Annotated in this window: 15 protein-coding genes and 1 tRNA gene; 6 read left to right on the forward strand and 10 right to left on the reverse strand. The window is 66.2% G+C overall.

Translation table 11 applies throughout. The annotated features are described in order from the left end of the window. Window positions 1–18: 18 nt before the first annotated feature. The 4 genes from OIM94_RS17780 to OIM94_RS17795 all read right to left on the reverse strand — a co-directional run bounded on the left by OIM94_RS17780 (window position 19) and on the right by OIM94_RS17795 (window position 5,544). Window positions 19–1,245 carry a phosphatidylinositol-specific phospholipase C1-like protein gene (locus tag OIM94_RS17780; protein WP_264607989.1) on the reverse strand — a complete coding sequence of 409 codons (1,227 nt, stop codon included), beginning with the start codon at window positions 1,243–1,245 and terminating at the stop codon, window positions 19–21. Beyond that, a complete protein-coding gene (locus OIM94_RS17785; protein ID WP_264607990.1) occupies window positions 1,245–3,482 on the reverse strand; it encodes a TonB-dependent receptor in 2,238 nt (745 codons plus the stop codon). Before OIM94_RS17785 ends, OIM94_RS17780 begins: the two co-directional genes overlap by 1 nt. Before the next feature lie 558 nt (window positions 3,483–4,040). After that, window positions 4,041–5,273 (reverse strand): tyrosine-type recombinase/integrase, encoded by a 1,233-nt coding sequence (locus OIM94_RS17790; protein WP_264607991.1) that lies wholly within the window; start codon window positions 5,271–5,273, stop codon window positions 4,041–4,043. Between the two features lie 197 nt (window positions 5,274–5,470). Further along, window positions 5,471–5,544, reverse strand: a tRNA-Gly gene (locus OIM94_RS17795). Between the two features lie 282 nt (window positions 5,545–5,826). Between OIM94_RS17795 and OIM94_RS17800 the strand changes: the two genes are divergently transcribed. The 5 genes from OIM94_RS17800 to OIM94_RS17820 all read left to right on the forward strand — a co-directional run bounded on the left by OIM94_RS17800 (window position 5,827) and on the right by OIM94_RS17820 (window position 11,540). Next, window positions 5,827–7,698: a patatin-like phospholipase family protein gene (locus OIM94_RS17800; RefSeq protein WP_264607992.1), complete on the forward strand. Its 1,872-nt coding sequence runs from the start codon at window positions 5,827–5,829 to the stop codon at window positions 7,696–7,698. Between the two features lie 161 nt (window positions 7,699–7,859). After that, complete coding sequence (locus OIM94_RS17805) at window positions 7,860–9,080, forward strand: NAD(P)/FAD-dependent oxidoreductase (RefSeq protein ID WP_264607993.1); 1,221 nt, start codon at window positions 7,860–7,862, stop codon at window positions 9,078–9,080. A 58-nt stretch (window positions 9,081–9,138) separates the two neighbouring features. Beyond that, on the forward strand, window positions 9,139–9,912 hold the full coding sequence (locus OIM94_RS17810) for an enoyl-CoA hydratase-related protein (RefSeq protein ID WP_264607994.1): 774 nt from the start codon (window positions 9,139–9,141) through the stop codon (window positions 9,910–9,912). 42 nt (window positions 9,913–9,954) lie between these two features. Beyond that, entirely contained in the window at window positions 9,955–10,797 is an 843-nt protein-coding gene (locus OIM94_RS17815; protein WP_264607995.1) for a diacylglycerol/lipid kinase family protein, read from the forward strand. After that, window positions 10,794–11,540 carry a metallophosphoesterase family protein gene (locus OIM94_RS17820; protein WP_264607996.1) on the forward strand — a complete coding sequence of 249 codons (747 nt, stop codon included), beginning with the start codon at window positions 10,794–10,796 and terminating at the stop codon, window positions 11,538–11,540. The genes OIM94_RS17815 and OIM94_RS17820 overlap by 4 nt, the downstream gene beginning before the upstream one ends. Here OIM94_RS17820 and OIM94_RS17825 read toward each other — a convergent pair. Continuing rightward, window positions 11,537–12,901 carry a DUF1501 domain-containing protein gene (locus OIM94_RS17825; RefSeq protein WP_264607997.1) on the reverse strand — a complete coding sequence of 455 codons (1,365 nt, stop codon included), beginning with the start codon at window positions 12,899–12,901 and terminating at the stop codon, window positions 11,537–11,539. The genes OIM94_RS17820 and OIM94_RS17825 overlap by 4 nt on opposite strands. 12 nt (window positions 12,902–12,913) lie before the next feature. Next, a complete protein-coding gene (locus OIM94_RS17830) occupies window positions 12,914–14,605 on the reverse strand; it encodes a DUF1800 domain-containing protein (RefSeq protein WP_264607998.1) in 1,692 nt (563 codons plus the stop codon). Window positions 14,606–14,927: 322 nt separating this feature from the next. Between OIM94_RS17830 and OIM94_RS17835 the strand changes: the two genes are divergently transcribed. Beyond that, a complete protein-coding gene (locus tag OIM94_RS17835; RefSeq protein ID WP_264607999.1) occupies window positions 14,928–15,284 on the forward strand; it encodes a hypothetical protein in 357 nt (118 codons plus the stop codon). Window positions 15,285–15,384: 100 nt separating this feature from the next. On the opposite strand, the gene rpsI is transcribed toward OIM94_RS17835, so the two are convergent. From rpsI to OIM94_RS17855, 4 genes are all read right to left on the reverse strand, one after another. After that, a complete protein-coding gene (gene rpsI / locus OIM94_RS17840; RefSeq protein WP_064310032.1) occupies window positions 15,385–15,954 on the reverse strand; it encodes a 30S ribosomal protein S9 in 570 nt (189 codons plus the stop codon). Next, complete coding sequence (gene rplM / locus OIM94_RS17845) at window positions 15,954–16,433, reverse strand: 50S ribosomal protein L13 (RefSeq protein ID WP_084253420.1); 480 nt, start codon at window positions 16,431–16,433, stop codon at window positions 15,954–15,956. The genes rpsI and rplM overlap by 1 nt, the downstream gene beginning before the upstream one ends. A gap of 136 nt (window positions 16,434–16,569) precedes the next feature. Next, entirely contained in the window at window positions 16,570–16,884 is a 315-nt protein-coding gene (gene cutA / locus OIM94_RS17850; protein ID WP_264608000.1) for a divalent-cation tolerance protein CutA, read from the reverse strand. After that, a complete protein-coding gene (locus OIM94_RS17855; protein WP_264609944.1) occupies window positions 16,881–17,909 on the reverse strand; it encodes a COX15/CtaA family protein in 1,029 nt (342 codons plus the stop codon). Before OIM94_RS17855 ends, cutA begins: the two co-directional genes overlap by 4 nt. Window positions 17,910–17,914 lie beyond the last annotated feature (5 nt).

Below are 17,914 nucleotides of genomic sequence, written 5' to 3' on the forward strand. Positions count from 1 at the left end.
TCCGCACAAACGAGCGGGTCAGCGTGCGCTGGGCGTCAGCCGTGCTGGCCCCCTGCCCGGCAGGCGAACGACATAGGATGTTCCATAGGCGTTGCCCGGCTGTTCGAAGTCTGTCGAAACGATCTGCGCGCCGCTGGCGACCGCAGCATCAGCGCGGGCCTTGTCGTTGATCTTCGCCTCATAGGTATCGATGTCTGCGCGCGTGCGGACCATGTACCCTCGCGCGACTTCGCGCCGGATCTCGGCGCCGCGCGCCAGCGCGTTGTCGTCGAGAATGAACGCCGCGTGCGGCTGGCCCGGCTGCGAGTCAAGAAAGGCCGACCTGCCCTCCAGATTGGGATGACCGCGCAGATAAGCGTCGGCACCATCGTGGCCGGTCGCCGTCATCAGCAGGAAGACGAATTTCCCTCGTGCCTGCCCTAGCGTCGGCCAGTGGGCTGCGAACACCGCTTCTTCGAGCGTAGTGTGGAAGCCGCGAACGTCGTCGGGCGTGACCAGATGATCGCGACCGATCGCCGCTCGGATCGCGTCATCGATCTCCGCATAGTCTTGGGGCGCGAAGGGGGGAACTGGCGATGTGCCGGGCAGGAGCGGACGCGCCTCCACCTTGGCTTCTATCATCACGAAAATCGGGATGTGCCGCTGGTGTGCGTTCGACCAGGCTTTCAGCTCGGCAAGGCACTGGCGGAAGGTCGGGCACGAACTGCGAACGTCGACGTCCGCCATATGCAGCACTTTCAGTCCGGGCGCGGCCAGGGCGGCCGCGTCGAACGGCAAGAGGTCGTTGATCCCCTGGGTTCGCAGCAGCCGATAGGCGGCGGGATCGGCGTAGGCGCCGCCCTTTGGGTCCGGGTGGACATCGAGTTCCAGCGCACGCACGCCGAGGTCCAGCTGTTGGGTCAGGCTCGGGTGTCGGAAGTTCAACGCCTCCGAAAAAAGCACGTCATTCGGATGCGCCAGCGCAATTTCCCGCCGCTTGTCGAGCGGCAAGAGCGAGAGCAGCTTGGCGGTGGACGGTAATCGTGCATCGAGAAGCGCCGCAATCCTCGGGTCGACGCCAAGTGCATAGCTGTTGTGCGTGCCGAGAACCTGCAGATGGTTCAGGGGCGTGGAGTCCCCAAGGTCGCTAGCCTCGGGCTCTGGCGCCCCGGCTGCCTCTTGCCGTTGCGGTGCGCCGGCAGCGAGCAGAAGCGCACAGGCCGTCGCCGCCGCGGTTGGACGAAATCGCGCGAGGAGGCCCTGCATCAGAACCGCACGTTCGCAAAGGCACCCAGCGTACGGCGCGCGTTGGGCGAGGTATAGTGGAGCAGCCCTAGCGCACCGTAGATCTGCCATCCGGTGGAGAAATAGGTGTCGAACAGATTGCGCGCATAGATGCCCGCTTCGACGCCCGATGGTTCGTGCAGGATGCTCACGCGCGCATTGGTGAGGCCGAACCCCGGCACATAGGAGTAGCCGGGCTGGCCGACGACGGTCCAGGTCTCGCTGCGATAGGCATAGTCGGCATGGAGGCGCAGCTTCACGTGCGCGGACAGCGCGCGTGCATAGGTTGCCGACGCCGTGGCGGAGAGGGCGGGGGCATTAGGCAGGCGTGTGTTCGTATAGTCGGTCGTGGCGTCGAACCGATACTGTGTGAAATACGCGTCCGTGTACGATGCGGAAGCAGCGAGCGACAGCGCGCGCGAAGGGCGCACCGTGATGCTGGTTTCGATACCCTGGCTGCGCAAGCCACCCGCGTTGCCGATCGCTGTTGCGAGGAGGAAACCGCCAGCCCCGTCGGGGATCTTGGTGAGAATGGTAGCCTGGAAGTTGGAGAAGTCGGACCGGAAAAGATCGATGTTGACGCGAACCCGTCGCCCGAACCATTCGGACTTGAGGCCGAATTCCCAGGCGCGCACCGCCTCCGAGGCATAGGGATCATATTTGTTGCCGACGAAGGCGATCCCCGCCGGCTTGTAGCCGGTCGTGAAGGTGCCATAGACTATGAGGTCAGGCGCGATCTGGAACGTGGGCGATACGCGGACGGAGACATCATCGCCCTTGACGCGCCCGAACGGGATCACCGGCGGGGCGCTCGTCGGCAGGAACCGGGGGGAAAAGCCCGTGATCGGGACAGGGTCGATCGTCACGTAGCCCAGACGCTGGGCATTATCGTCGTGGCTGTAGCGGGCGCCGAGGTCGATGCGGAACCAGGCTGTCGGCACGATGCGCACCTCGCCGAACACTGCTTCGGTTTCGTTCACGGCATGGAACAGCGAGGCGTTCCCGCTGGCACCGATCGCGCCGGACACGGCGAAGAGGGGCCGCGGCGTGACGCTCGTGGTGACGATCGGCGTTCCCAGCGTTGCCCATTGGAGTTGCGCCTGGGTGGCCTCCAGCCGGTTGTAGAACCCCCCGACCAGATACTGGAACCAGCCGCGTTGAGGCGAGGCGAGATGGACCTCCTGGCTCACCTTGTCGGTATGAAGGTAGCCGATGTTGTACGGCACATAGGCAAACCGGTCGATCGGCGTGAGATTTACGGGGGTGTTGTTGTTGTAGCGGGTGTAGCGATATGCGCTGATGGACGTGAGATCGTGATCGCCGATCCGGGCGTGCGCTCTCACGGAGGCTCCCCATTCTTCGCTTTCCAACTGGCCAAAGATGCCGTCCGCGGTGTCCGCGCTGCGCGGCCCCGGGGTGACTCCGAGCGACCTGAGAAGCGCGGCCACCGGTGCCGGCTGCCCGGAAACGGGCGTGCGGACGTCGCTGTCCCAATGATGCCCATAGTCGCCCGACACCAGCAGATCGAAGCGATCATTGGGTTGAAGCAACAGTCTGGCGCGGCCGCCATAATCGTGGGTTGATCCAACCAGCCGGTTCAACGTGACATTGCGGCCGAATCCGTCCTGCCCTTGATCGAAGCCGGAGATGCGCAGCGCTGCCCGATCCCCGACCGGGACGTTGACAGTTGCGTTCAGGATTCGGTCGTTATACGCGCCCAGGCTGGCGCTGGCCTCAAGTGACCGTGTGTTCAACTGCGGCTTGTTGGTCGAGATCGACAGGACGCCTGACGTTGAATTCTTCCCGAACGCCGTCCCCTGGGGACCCATCAGCACATCGGCATGGGCAATGTCGACAAGGCCGATCAGCCCATTGGCACGCTGTCCGTCCATCACGACGTCGTCGACCACCACGTTGACCGATTTCGCGTTGGAGAAGTCAAACGAGGTCGTCCCGACACCCCTGATCTGGAATGCCGCGCCCTGGGTTGGATCATATTGCAGGCCGGGCGCCAGATATTGCAGATCGGTCACCGATTTGTAGCCCGCGTCGCGGATCGCTTCGCCGGTGATCGACTGGACCGCGACTGGTACATGCTGGCCGTTCTCGCTTCGGCGCTGGGCGGTCACCACCACCTCGGCAAGTTCGCCCCGTTGCTCATCCTCAGCAACCGCTTCCGCCGGCTGGATGGAATGTGTCTGCGCGATGGCCTGTGGCACTGAGAATGCACATACAAATGCTGCCGCTAAGTGACTGATCTGAAACAGGTGTACTGATTCCTCCGACAACTTGCCCCCCCCCTTTCACGTAATGTATTGCTGCGATTCGGAGGTGGGATAGCCTGTTTGGCCTTCCCGTGTAAGTCACATGTACTGAATCTTTGAAGGGGCGGTTCGAGCATTGAGGCTCGCCCGTTCGGCTGGGATGGCCACGACAAGGTGATGCTCGGCCGATGCCTCCTCAGCAGGTCGGTAGGCACGATGGCGAGTCTTCTGTGCCCGCAGCAATTTCTCGGATTGCGCGATTGGAAGGGGAGGAACTTGCCTATAGCGCTTAGCGGCCCGCACAGCCCGACTCGCTGGCAAAATCGCCCGTGCGGTGGCTGCAGAGGGTCGGGTTAGATTGTACCAATTCGGTTCGTCAGACGAGGGATCGTGTCCGGGTTTTGGACCACGTCTTTTGGTGGACCACGAGGAGGCCACGGGTCCCAAGCCGGGCCAGAACCTACGCTTTTCCGCAGGTTAGAGGGTCGGATGTGCGTCCTGTAAGCGCAGCGCCTAGGAGGCCAAAGCCTCTCTAAAAGGGAGGATGGTCGCTCCGCATCGTAAGCTGTCCAGCAGGTTCGACCACCACTGTGCCATAGCGACCCGCTCCTTCCAGTGGGTACCGCGATGATAGGCCGCACGCACCTTGTCGGTATCGCCATGCGCCAAAGCCCGATCGATCGCGTCGTAGGACCACTTGCCGGACTCGTTCAGCAGGGTGCTGGCCATCGCCCTGAAGCCGTGTGCCGTCATTTCGCTGCTGGCGTAGCCGAGGTGGCGGAGCGCCGCATTGAGAGTGTTGTCCGACATCGGCCGCGTGCGCGAGCGCATTGACGGGAGTACATAGCCGTTTGACCCGGTGATCGACCGGATCTCCAGCAGGAGGGCGATCGACTGGGTCGAGAGCGGGACGTGATGCGGCTTCCGCATCTTCATCTTCTCGGCCGGGATGGTCCAAACTGCTGCGTCGAAGTCGATCTCGTCCCATCGTGCGTGGCGTAGTTCGCCGGGGCGCTCGAACACATGCGGCGCCAGTTGCAGCGCCCATTTGGTCATGCCCTGGCCCTCACATGCATCGATTGCACGAAGCAGGTCGCCAACGTCCTTCGCCTCGGTGACCGCGCCGTAGTGCTTGACGGTTGGTGTTAGCAGCGCGCCGCGCAGGTCCCTCGTCGGGTCTGACTTCAATCGGGCGGTGGCGACAGCATAGCGAAATACGGCGCCGGTCAACTGCAGGGTACGTCGCGCGCTCTCCAGCTTGCCACGCTTCTCGATCCTTCGAATCGCGGCTAGCGCGTCGATGGTCTCGATCTCATGGATCGGCATTGTGCCGATGGAGGTATCGAGCAGGCTGAGGAGATATTCGCACCGCGCAGCGGTGGAGGGCGCCCACGCCCGGTCGCCGTCGCGCCGCCGCTTCGAGCAATATTCGTTGGCGATGCGAGTGAAGGTGTTTTCCGCCAGTGCTTCGGCCCGAATTCTCTCGCGCTGCTCCTCCAGAACAGGGTCCTTCCCCTCGGCAAGCACCTCGCGCGCGTCATCGCGCAGTTTACGCGCGTCGCGCAGGCTGACCTCCGGGTAGGAACCGAAGCTGAGCTTCTTCTCGACGCCACGGTGTTTGAACTTCATCCGCCACAGGCGGGAGCCCGACGGCGACACGATGACGTAGAGGCCCAACTCGTCATAAAGCTTGTAGGCCTTTTCGCGGGTCTTGGCCTTGCGGATCGCCATATCACTCAATGGCATGGTTCGGACCTCTCATCTCGAGGTCCCACCACATTGGTGCCTCGTGCAAAAAAGTGGGGCCCGCGATTTTTGAGAAGGCCCCATCTCCAGTTGCGATTTGATGAGATGAGACGAGCGATCACGAACCGGACAGCCCGCAAAATACCGCAGATTTCCGTGGTTTACAAAGCGATATGGGATCTAGTGAGATCGGAAAATGGAGCGGGTGAAGGGAATCGAACCCTCGTCGTAAGCTTGGGAAGCTTCTGCTCTACCATTGAGCTACACCCGCGAAACCGCGGCGGGCCGCTGTTTCGGACGCCATGACATGCCGGCAGGCATGTCCTGCGCCGCATATCGTCATGCTGTCGAGCGGGCGAGTGCCACATTCGCCGCGTGGTCGTCAACGCCGATCATCGCCGTGCCGGGTGCGATGCGGTCGTTCGGTATGGTACAAGCTTGTGACAAGCGTTCGCACTGGTGTCGGAATGGATAGCCGGCCCTGGCGGCAGGACCAGTACCTATCGAGCGAGATACCGCGCGCGGTCGGGGGTAGAACGAGGGAGGGGCGGGCATGAAATATTGCGATCTCGTGATGAAGGGCGGCATCACCAGCGGCATCGTCTATCCGAATGCGGTGCTAGCGCTGGCCCGCTCCTATCGCTTCAAGAATATCGGTGGCACCTCGGCCGGGGCGATCGCGGCGGCAGCGTCGGCCGCCGCCGCCTATGGCGACCGGTGCAGGATGGCAGGGCGGCCGGTGCACCAGGCTGCCGAGCAGGTCGGCTTTGCGGGGCTGGAGCAGGTTGCCGGCCAACTCGCGCAGGAGGGGTTCATTTACGGGTTGTTTCAGCCCGTACGTGGCGCCGGCAGCGCGTACCGCCTGCTGGTCCGCCTGACCGGCAATGCGGGCACGGCCGCCAAGTTCGGCGGCGCGCTCCTCGGCGTTATCGGCATCGCGCCGCTCGAGACGCTGGCGCTGCTCGCTACGTTTCTGGGGATCGCCGTCCTGCTTGGGGGAGTGCCGGGGGTGTTGGGTGCGGCAGTTCCGGCCGTGCTTTGCGCCTATGCCGGTGGCGCGATCGCCGCACTCTTTCGGGTGGCGCGGGTCGCGCGCGGCAATATGCTGGGGCTTTGCAACGGGATGGCGCGCCGCACGCGGTCGGGGAAGGGTGGCCCGGGGCTCACCGAATGGCTCCACGGCGTCCTGCAGCGGCTCTCGGGCAAGCCGCTCGACGCACCGCTGACGTTTGCGGACCTCTGGGATGCGCCCCGCTACGAAGGGGAGCCGAACACGGCCAAGGCGCTCACGCTGCAGATGATCACCACCTCGGTGTCGCATCACGAGCCGCGGACGCTGCCGTTCGAGAATGGCCGTTTCTGGTTTCGTCGCGACGAGTTCGCCCGCCTGTTCCCGGCCGAGGTGGTCGATTGGCTCGTCGCGCGCGGGGGGGATCCTGTCGCCTATGCGGGCGGCGACTATTACCGGCTCGTCGATGGCGGCGATCTGCCGGTGCTGGTGGGCATGCGGATGAGCCTCAGCTTCCCGCTGCTGATCAGTGCCGTTCCGCTGCACGAACCGGCGACGGGGGAGGGGGCCTCGGAGACCGAGGTGCCCGAGGCGGCAGCCCGCGATGCCGCGGAGCGCAGTCTGTTCGACAGCACCAACAGCCTTGCCAGCAGCGGGCGCGGCGGCGGGCCCTTGCCCACCGCCTTCCGCATATGCTGGTTCTCGGACGGCGGCATCAGCAGCAACTTCCCCGTCCATCTGTTCGACGCGCCCCTGCCGGCCTGGCCCACCTTCGCGATCAACCTCGTCTATCCCGGCCCGCAGGACGGCCCGGCGCCCGATATCGCCCTGCCGAGCAACAACAAGGTGGGGTGGCAGCGCACCTACCGCTCGATCGCGGCGCCGGTTGCGGCGGCCGAGATCGCCGGATTTCTGTTCGGCATCATCGGCACGATGCAGAACTGGCGGGACCTGCTGCTCGCCCGCGCGCCGGGGCAGCGCGATCGTATCGTGCCGGTGCCGCTGGAACGGGACGAGGGGGGAATGAATCTGAACATGCCCCAGGCGATACTCACGCGGATCTCCGAGAAGGGTACTCGGGCAGGCGAGGCCTTTGCCGCATTCCCATTCGAAAACCACTATTGGATCCGGTGGCGGAACCTGGCCTCCGCGCTGCAGCGCTACACGATCCGGATCGCGCAAAATGCCGATTCCGCACCGCCGATCCCGGAATATGCCGGGGCCTATGCGATCGCGCGAACGGGCACCCCGCCGGCGCCGTCCTACCGCTTCCGCTCGGCGGCACGGCAGGAGGCGGCCGAGGCGCTGCTCCATCGGCTCGAGGCGCAGGGACGGGAATGGGAGGATCTGGGCCCCGACTTCACCGAGGGGGCGCCCCGTCCGCTGCCGCAGATGCAGATTTCCCCTACCTTCTAGCATCCGGGCCGATCCGCTGGCCAAAGGCGCGGCCACGGCGTGGCAGGTCGCGGTTGGCGACGATCGGTCGCTGCGCTAGGCACGGCGATCCCGCAAGAGGTATTGGATCCAATTCGCGGACCTGTATAGCATCCGCACGAACGCGTTGAGGGAGAGCCTGGTTGGAACGGTTTGATGTCTTGATCGTCGGCAGCGGCCATGGTGGGGCCCAGTGCGCGATCGCCCTGCGACAGGCCGGCTTTGCCGGAACCATGGCCGTGATCGGCGAGGATCCGGAACTGCCCTATGAACGGCCGCCGCTTTCCAAGGACTATCTGAAGGGCGAAAAGGCGTTCGAGCGCATCCTGATCCGGGCTCCCGCGTTCTGGGACGAGCGGCATGTGACGATGTTGCGAGGCCGGCGCGTTGTCGCCGTCGATGCGGTCGCCAAGACGGTAACCGACGATGCGGGTGCGACGATCGGCTATGACGCCCTGGTCTGGTCGGCCGGTGGCAGCGCGCGTCGGCTGGCATGCAGCGGGCATGACCTTGCCGGGGTGCACGCGATCCGTACCCGACGGGATGTCGACCAGCTGCTCGCCGAGCTGCCTGCAACCCGGCAGGTCGTGGTCATCGGCGGCGGCTATATCGGCCTCGAGGCAGCCGCGGCGCTGGTCAAGGCCGACAAGCAGGTGGTGGTGCTGGAGGCGATGGACCGGGTGCTCGCCCGCGTCGCCGGCGAGCCGCTGTCGCGCTTCTACGAGACCGAGCATCGTGCCCAGGGGGTGGCGATCCGCACCGGCGCCAGGGTAGAGTGCCTGGAGGAACGCGATGGCCGGGTCTGCGGGGTACGGCTGGCGGACGGCGAGGTGTTGCCGGCGGATATGGTGATCGTCGGGATCGGCATCATTCCCGAAGTCGCGCCGCTGCTCGAGGCCGGCGCGGCGGGCGGCAACGGCGTGCGGGTAGACGCGCAGTGCCGCACCAGCCTGCCCGACATCTTTGCGATCGGGGACTGCGCGCTTCACGTCAACGCGTATGCCGATGGCGCCGAGATTCGGCTGGAGTCGGTGCAGAACGCCAACGACCAGGCGAACGTCGTCGCCAAGACGCTCACCGGCCAGGCAACGCGCTATGACGCGGTGCCCTGGTTCTGGTCCAACCAATATGATCTCAAGTTGCAAACGGTCGGTCTGTCGACCGGCCACGACGCGACGGTGCTGCGCGGCGATCCGGCTGCCCGGTCGTTCTCGGTGGTCTATCTGAAGCATGGGCGGGTGATTGCTCTCGACTGCGTCAATGCCATGCGAGACTATGTGCAGGGCAAGCGGCTGGTCGCCGAACGCATGGTGGTGGACCCGGCGCAATTGGCCGATCCGGCGGTTGTGCTGAAGGAGCTTTGAGTTGCGCGGCCGCGCGCGTGCGGGCATCCCATCCCCCAAGCCATAGGGAGAAATGAGGATGTCCGACGCGCCGGTGCTGCTTGTGAGGGAAGGCGACATCGCGGTGGTGCGCCTGAACCGGCCGGATCGGCTGAACGCGCTGACCGCCGAGATGCTCGACCTGCTGGCAGCGACGCTACGGCAGGCAGCCGAAGACGGCGCGCGCGCGGTGCTGCTCACCGGCGAAGGCCGGGCCTTCTGTGCGGGCGCGGACCTTACCGCCAGTGTCGGCATGCGCGATTCGGGCGAGGCGCTGCGCCAGCACTACAACCCCGTGATCGCTACGATGGCGGAGCTGCCGATTCCCATCGTCAGCGCGGTCAATGGCGCAGCGGCGGGAGCGGGGGCGTCGATCGCGCTGGCCGCGGACATCGTGGTCATGGCGCAATCGGCGTATCTGCTGCTGGCGTTCGCCAATATCGGGCTGGTGCCTGACGCGGGGGCGACGTGGCTGATCGGCAAGGCGGCGGGGCGTGCCCGACTGCTGGAAATGGCGCTGCTCGGCGAGCGCATGCCGGCGGAAGAGGCGCTGCAGGCGGGGCTGGCGACGCGCGTGGTGGAGGATGGCGGGCTCTGGCAGGTTGCGCATGGCCTCGCCGCCAAGCTGGCCGCGATGCCGACGGTGGCGCTGGGGCTGATCCGCAAGCAGGTCGGCGCCGCGCTGTCCGGCACGCTGGCCGAGACGCTGGAGCTCGAGGCCGAGCACCAGAGCATCGCCGCCAAAACCGAGGATTGCCGCGAGGCGATCGCCGCGTTCCTCGCCAAGCGCGAACCGCACTTCAAGGGGCGCTGATCGACGACGCGACGAAATCAGTTCTTGGGCGTTACGAGGGCCATGCAGACTCTCTGGTTCATCACCAATCCCAATTCGGGCACCACCTCCGAAGCCAAGTGCGAGGCGATGGAGGCGGTATTCGAGGAACGCGGCCTGTCGCTTGCAGGCCGTACCCGCTTTCCCGCCGATCCGCTGCCGCAGGGCGCAGCGCTGGATGCAGCCGGCGTCGACACGGTGGTCCTGTTCGCTGGCGACGGGACGATCAACGCCGCGCTATCCGCGCTGGCGGAGTGGGAGGGGGCCTTCCTCATTCTGCCGGGCGGCACGATGAACCTGCTCGCCAAGGCGCTGCATGACGAGACGGATCCGCACAAGATCATTCATGCCGCGCACGGCTGTGATCGGCGGGTCGCCTTGCCCTATGTGATCGCGGGAGAGCACCGCGCGTTCGTCGGCATGATCCTGGGGCCGGCGGCAAGCTGGTTTCGCGCGCGCGAGGTCGTGCGCAAGGGACGGTTCGGGCGGCTGCTGGCAGCCGTTCGCGGCGCGTGGCGCAACACCTTTCATCGCCGCGGTGTGCGCGTGGAGGGCGCCCGCGCGCTGGGCGACCGCTATCAGGCGGTGTTCGTCACCCCGTCGCTGGAGGGGCTGGAGGTCGCCGCGGTCGACGCGCGGGACTGGGGCGCGATCGCACAGCTTGGCTGGGAATGGGTAACGGGCGACTGGGTGCGCGCGCGCGCGGTCACCGAAAGCCGCACCGAGCAGCTCCGCGTGGCCGAGCGTCACCCGGTGCTGGCCCTGTTCGACGGCGAGCCGGAAACGCTGGATCCGGGCACCGCCATTCGCGCCGGGCGCAGCCTGGAGACGTTCATTGCCACGCGCGCCGAAGGGCTGGCGGCATGACGCGGTTCTTCCATGTCAGCGACGTGCATTTCGGCCGCGAAAATCGCGAGGCGATCGACTGGTTCAACGCCAAGGTTCGCGACGAAAAGCCGGCGGCGGTGATCATGACCGGCGACCTCACCATGCGGGCACGCGCAAAGGAGTTCGCCGCGGCGGCGGAATGGCTGGAAAGCCTCGCCGTTCCGGTGACGGTGGAAGTGGGCAATCACGATCTGCCCTATTTCAATCCCTTCGCCAGGCTGGCCATGCCCTATCGACGCTACCGCGCCCTTGAGCGGCTGATCGAGCGCCCGTTGGACGTACGCGGCGTGGCCGTCGTTCCGCTCAAGACCACCGCGCGCTTCCAGTTCCGCACCAACTGGTCGAAAGGGCATGTGAGCCGCCACGCCTTGCAGAAGTCGCTGGCATTGGCCGAGGCAGCGCCGGCCGGCGACCTCGTGTTCGTCGCGGCGCACCATCCGCTGGTGGAGGCAGGCACGCGCGCCACCTCCCGCACGCGCGGCGGGCGCAGGGCGCTGGAAGCACTGGCGCAGGCCGGCGCCCATGCGGTGCTCAGCGGTCATGTGCATGACCCATTCGACATCGCGCATCCCGTCGGCGATCGCACCGTGCGGCTGATCGGGGCGGGCACGCTCTCGGAGCGTACCCGCGACCAGCCGCCCTCGTTCAACGAGATCTCCGTCGACGGTGGCAGCTTCTCCACCCGCGCGCGCTTCCTCGGTGAGCCGAGCGTCGCGCTCTAGCTGCGGAAGAGCGCGAGCGGCCCGCGCCCGCCCGTCGACCACGTCGACCAGTTGGGAAAGACATAGGGCATGTCCGCGTCGCTCACGCCGTGCCACCGCGCGATGGCGCCCAGATACTCCTCCTGCGCGACCCCGGGAATGAAGCGGCCCTCGCGCGTGATATCGTCCGCGCCGCCGAGCACCGGATCTGGATACCGGCCGAAGATGCCGCCCTTCGCGACGTCGCCGCCCACCACCAGATGGTTGTTTCCCCACGCGTGGTCGGTGCCGTACTGCGCGTTGCTGAGATAGGTGCGGCCGAAGTCGCTCATCGTGAACGCCGTGACGTTGGCGCCGAGGCCCAGCCCCTGCATCGCGCGATAGAAGGCTGCCATCGCCTGCGCGACGGTTGCCAGCATGCCGGCATGGGTGCCGGTGGCGGGCGAGTTTGCAACGACCTGGCTGGCGTGGTGATCGAACCCGCCCTGGCTGACGAAAAAGGCCTGCCGGCCATGGCCGAGCGTGCCGCGCGCCTCGATCATGCGCGCGACCCCGAGCAACTGCATGGCAAGATCGCTGGTCAGCGGCTTGCGCGTGGCGGGGTCGACGAAATAGCGACTGACGCTGCTGGTGCCGGAAAGCAGGCTGTTGGCCAGCACGGCCTGATCATAGGTGGTGCTGAGCGTGGATGCGACGCTGCCCAGGATCGGTCCGCCACTGCCCCGGGTCAGCAGATCCTGCGCCTGGGCGCGCATGCCATCGGCCGCATTATAGCCCAGCCGCATCGGCAGCCCGCTTGCCGGCACGACCAGCGGCATCGCCTGTTTTCCCAGCACGGCCAAGGTCGATCCCGACAGCGACATCAGGGCCGGCAGGCGGCCGCCCGGCATGCGATCCGCGATGCGCCCGAGAAAGCCGTCGCTGCTCGCCTGACGTGCGTTCAGGCCCTGCCAGTGATCCTGTTCGTCCGAATGGCTCATCAGGTTGCTGGGCCGCAGATCGGTGCGGCTTTCATAGGTCGCCTTGGTCAGCGGCGCGAACAAGGTGCCGGTGTTCAGCACCAGCGATAGCGCACCCTCGTCCCAGATCGGTCGCAGGGCGGCCATGGCCGGGTGCAGCGCGTAGCTGGTGTTGGTCAGCGGAGTCAGCGCGGCGCGGGGCAGGGCGACCGCACCGCGCGCCGCCTGATAGGCGGCGTGACGCTCGTCGGTCGGGATCACCATGTTCCAGCCGTCATTGCCGCCGAACAGGAAGATCCCCACCATCGCCCGGTAGCTGCCGCTGGGCGCGGCGATCGCCGCCGTGCGGCCGAACTGGCCAATGGTCGCCAAGGCGCCGGTGCCGGCGGTGAGGCGTACGAAGTCGCGTCGGGAAAGCGTCATGGTGTCGGTTCCTCAGCGGTCGACCAGGAATTGCGGGCTGGTCCCGGCGATGTTGAGCAGCATCTGGGCGCGCTTGCGGGCGCGCAGGCGCGGATTGGTGTCCTTGATTGCCAGCGCGGCCTGGCGCATCGCACTGCGCTGGGCGGGCGTCGCCGAGTTGCCCAGCATCAGCACGTCCACCGCGGCGACCATGGCGTCGACATTGTCGCCAAAGGATTCCCAGGTGGACCAAACCAGCTTCGTGCCCGGCGTTGCCCCAAGGCCGCTGGGCGTGCGGAACTGGGCCGGCTGTCGATCGCTTGCGGAGGTCCAGCCATAGACGAAGTTGTTCAGCCGCAGCACGGTGCTGCTGTTGAGCAGCTTCGCCGCGGGGCTCCGCAGCGTGCTGCTGCCCGGCAGCGGATAGTCGATCGGGTAGAAGTTGAACACCGAGGGCGCGCGCATCACCGGCTGGCCGAGCGCGGCGTCGTTCGCGATGAAGGCGTAGCCGTCGGTCGTCATCCCGATCGTGCGCGCCAGGGCGACCATCGCCAGCACCGGCTCCTTCAACTTGCCGCTGTCCGTGCGCGGCGCGGTGCGCGCTTCCGGATCGGTGAGGATCGCGCGCACGACCGCCTTGAGGTCGCCGCGCACGCCGCTGCCATTGTTAGCAAACACGGCGGCGATCCGGCCCACATACTCCGGGGTGGGGTTGGCGGTGACCAGATGCACGATCAGGTGCTTCGCGACAAAGGGGCCGGTCGACGGATGGTTGAAGGCGGCGTCCACCACGGCATCGACGCTCGCCTGCTGCGATGCGCCTGCTGGCACGCGGGTGCCGAGGAAGAGCTTCTCGCCGGCATCATAGCGATCCGGTACGGGGATCATGGGGCGCACATAATCGCGCGCGGTCTGATCGCGCAGCCCGGCATTGCCGATGCGGGCATAGGTCCAGCCGGTCAGGGCGCGGGCGATGCCGCGGATGTCGTCGGGCCCGTAATTGGGCACGGTGGCGCCGGTCGCGTCCCGGCGCGGCGTTCCGTTGGCGTTCAGTTGATTGGGGCCCATCGAGAACAGTTGCAGCAATTCGCGGGCATAGTTCTCCGAGGGCGCGGCCTTGCTGCTGTCCGCCATGTCGAGATAGTCGCCCATATAGGCGTTCAGCGTCACGGCCTTGAGCAGCGAGCGATAGTTCCCGAACGCGTGGGTCAGGAACAACTGGTTGAACTGCGCAAGCCCGGCGGTGTTGTGCACTTCCTGCTCGGAGGCGACAATCGTCTGGGAAAGGGCGAACGCCACCCGCTGACGGAGCTGATCCGGTGCGGAGACGGCATCCGCGAAGAACCGCATCGCCACGGTATAGCGGCTGAAATAGCGATGAAGGCAGGTGACGTTGCTGCCGCAAGTTTCGCTGCGGCGCGCAACCGCCAGATCCGCATAGGTGCTGCCGGTAGTGGTCAGCTGCTTGTCGATCCATCCGGCGGTGCCGAGGGTGCCGATCTGATTGAGCATGTCGGGCGTCGGCCCGAAGCTCGCTTGTCGCGACAGGCGGATCACGTCGCTGATCTGCGACTCCGATGCGGACTTGCCCGCATTGGCGACGCTGACGTTCACCAGGCCCTCGGTGACGTGGCTGTCCGCCAGGTTGACGTTGCTGCTGCTGCCGTCGCAGGCCGACAGGACGCCCGCCGCGCCCAGCGCAGCCGCCTTCCAAAATGCTCTCACCAAATTTCCCCGCCCGCAAATGCCGCGTTGCACCAAAAGCATACGCGGAAATCCTGCGTTCGGAAGATCCGTCCCATTACGGGAAATTGCGGATGAAATTTAAGAAAGCCGGAAAAACCGCGCTTGTTGCGGAGTCGTTCCGGCGATCTCTGCGGTCGACCGTGGCGAAGCCGGGGTGCATGCCCGGCAAACATGCATCCAAAAGGTGCTTTCGCACGTGCGTTACCCTCATTTTGGGCAGGTTTGTCTGCCCGAAAGGCCGCCTCGCAGGCGGGGCGACCTAGGCGTAGAACTGGATGGGGATTCGGCGGCGAGGGAGCCGATGAACGCTTGGATGGTCGTTTCGTTGCTGCTCAACGTGGCAGTGTTGCTGCCCGTGTGCATCGGTATCGCCCGCCATGCCGCCTGGGCGAATGCATGCTATGGCGGCAGCGCACCGGCGCGTGGCATCCTGTTAGCGGTGTACGGCGCGATCCTCCTGCTGTCGGCCACGCTCCTTCTGTTCCCGCGGCCCGAAATGGTCGCGGCACTGCTGCTGATGCAGTTGCTCTACAAGATCGCAACGCCCTTCACGGTCGGCACGCTGCGCAATCCCGTCGTGATCAGCAACCTGCTCATCGCTGCGGTACATGCCATCACGCTGGCCACCATCGTCGCGACGTACGGGCTGCCGGCGTGAGCATGCGGGTGCCGCGCCGGCCGAAGGCGCACAGCACGGACAACGAAAAAGGGCGGCCCGTTGCCGGACCGCCCCTTGTTCCTGGCCGAAGCCGAGACGCTTAGCGCTTCGAGAACTGGAAGCTGCGGCGGGCCTTGGCCTTGCCGTACTTCTTACGCTCGACGGCGCGGCTGTCGCGGGTCAGGAAGCCGGCCTTCTTCACCGGCGCGCGGAGCACCGGCTCATACTTGGTCAGCGCCTGCGAGATGCCGTGCTTCACGGCACCGGCCTGGCCCGAGAGACCGCCGCCCTTGACGGTGCAGATCACGTCATACTGGCCCTCACGCTCGGCGACACCGAACGGCTGGTTGATGACGAGACGCAGCGTCGGACGCGCGAAATAGATTTCCTGGTCACGACCGTTGATCGTGATCTTGCCGGTGCCCGGCTTCAGCCACACGCGGGCCACGGCGTCCTTACGACGGCCGGTGGCATAGGCGCGGCCATACTGGTCCAGCTCCTGCGCACGCAGCGGCGTGGTCGGGGCGGCCGGCTCGTCGATCTGGCCGGCGAGATAGGCGTCGGCAGCGGCGGCAGCAGCCGGAGCAGCGGCCTGGCCTTCGGTCGGCGCGGCGGGCTGCTGGCCCAGCGCTGCGCCCAGGTCGGAAAGCGACTGGCGGTTGTCAGACATTATGCACCCACCTTGTTCTTGCGGCTCATGCCGGCGATGTCGAGAACCTCGGGGTTCTGAGCTTCATGCGGATGCTCCGAACCGGCGAAGATACGCAGGTTGCGCATCTGCTGGCGACCGAGCGGACCGCGCGGGATCATGCGCTCCACGGCCTTCTCCAGAACGCGCTCCGGGAAGCGGCCCTCGAGAACCTTGGCGGCGGTGACGCCCTTGATGCCGCCCGCATAGCCAGTGTGCTTGTAGTACACCTTCTGGCCGAGCTTCTTGCCGGTGAAACGGATCTTGTCGGCGTTGATCACGATGACATTGTCACCGCAGTCGACGTGCGGGGTGAAGCTGGTCTTGTGCTTGCCGCGCAGGACGTTCGCGATCACCACCGCTGCACGACCGACGACGAGCCCTTCGGCGTCGACGATGTGCCACTTCTTCTCCACCTCGGCCGGCTTGGCCGACTTGGTGGTCTTCATCAGCGCCTTCATGGCCTGTGACCTTTCGCGTAGGAAATGCATACGCGCCACCGTTGCCGGCAGCGCGATCCACGCCCCAATGCCGATAGAGGGCCTGAAAGTCAAGAAATGCGTGGGTTTGCTGACGGGTAAAATGATACCTGTCGGTTCAGCGTGTCTCTTCGGCGATCCAGCGGGCGACGGCATTGCCAGTCTCGACGGGCCATTGCTCGATCACCGGCAGGTCGTAGCTGTGGATTGCCGTAATCCGCTCGCGCAGGCGAAGTGCCAGGGCGGGGCGGGTCTTGAACAGCGCGGGGACTTCCTCGCCACGCTCGATGCCGCCCTGCCAGCGGTAGATCGAGGTGCAGGGCGCGAGGATGTTGACGCAGGCGGCGAGCTGCTCCGCGAGCACCGTCTCCGCCACCCGCTCGGCATCGACGCGGCTGGCGAAGGTGACGTAGAGCAGCGCGGTGTCGCTCACCGGGTGCGGCCGACGGCGTGAACACCCCAGACGGTCGCGCACACCAGCAGTGCGCCGACCAGCTGGTGGGTGGCGGCGAGGTGGAGGTTCACCCCGGTCATCACTGTCGCGATGCCCAGCAGGATCTGGATGCCGAATGCCGAGTGGATCGCGATCGACGCGCGGCGGTCGCCGGCCGCCTTGGCCTTGCGAGCGAGGACGATCAGCCCGGCGACCGCGACCCACGCCCACCAGCGATGGATGAAATGGACGATCGCGGGATCGTAGAGCGCGGCATGCAGCGGGCTTTCCCCGATCTGGCTCACGCCCGGGAAGAAGCGGTCGTTCATCAGCGGCCACTGGTCGGTGACCAGCCCGGCATCGAGCCCGGCGACCAGCGCACCGTAGAAGAGCTGGATCGCCAGCAGCACCAGTACACCCGCGCCGAGGCCGTTCAGCCGGGCGGGGCGCTCGGCGTGGTTGGCGGCGAGCGCGCGCAGGTCGAGCATCGTCCAGACGATCCCGCCCAGCGTGAACAGCGCGGTCATCAGGTGGGTCGCCAGCCAGAAGTGGCTGACTGAGGTGCGGGTGTGGTTGAGCCCCGACTTCACCATCCACCAGCCGAACGCGCCCTGCAGCCCGCCCAGCGCGAGTAGCGCGACGAGGCGCCAGCCATAGCCCTGTGGGATCTGGCGGCGGATCGCGAACCAGAGGAGCGGCAGGGCGAACACGATGCCGATCAGACGCCCGAGCAGGCGGTGGACATATTCCCAGAAGAAGATGCCCTTGAACCCGGCGAGCGTCATGCCCTGGTTGAGCTGCTCATATTGGCCGATCTGCTTGTAGTGTTCGAACTCGGCCTGCCACTGCGCGTCGTTGAGCGGGGGCACGATACCCGAGATCGGCTTCCATTCAGTGATCGACAAGCCCGATTCGGTGAGCCGGGTAATGCCTCCCACAACGACCATCGTGACGATCATCGCGGCGACGACGAACAGCCAATGCGCGAGGGCGCGGGGGCGGGCGGTGAGGGGGAGCAGGGTCATCTTCA

The organism is Sphingomonas sp. R1, from assembly GCF_025960285.1.
Lineage (GTDB): Bacteria > Pseudomonadota > Alphaproteobacteria > Sphingomonadales > Sphingomonadaceae > Sphingomonas.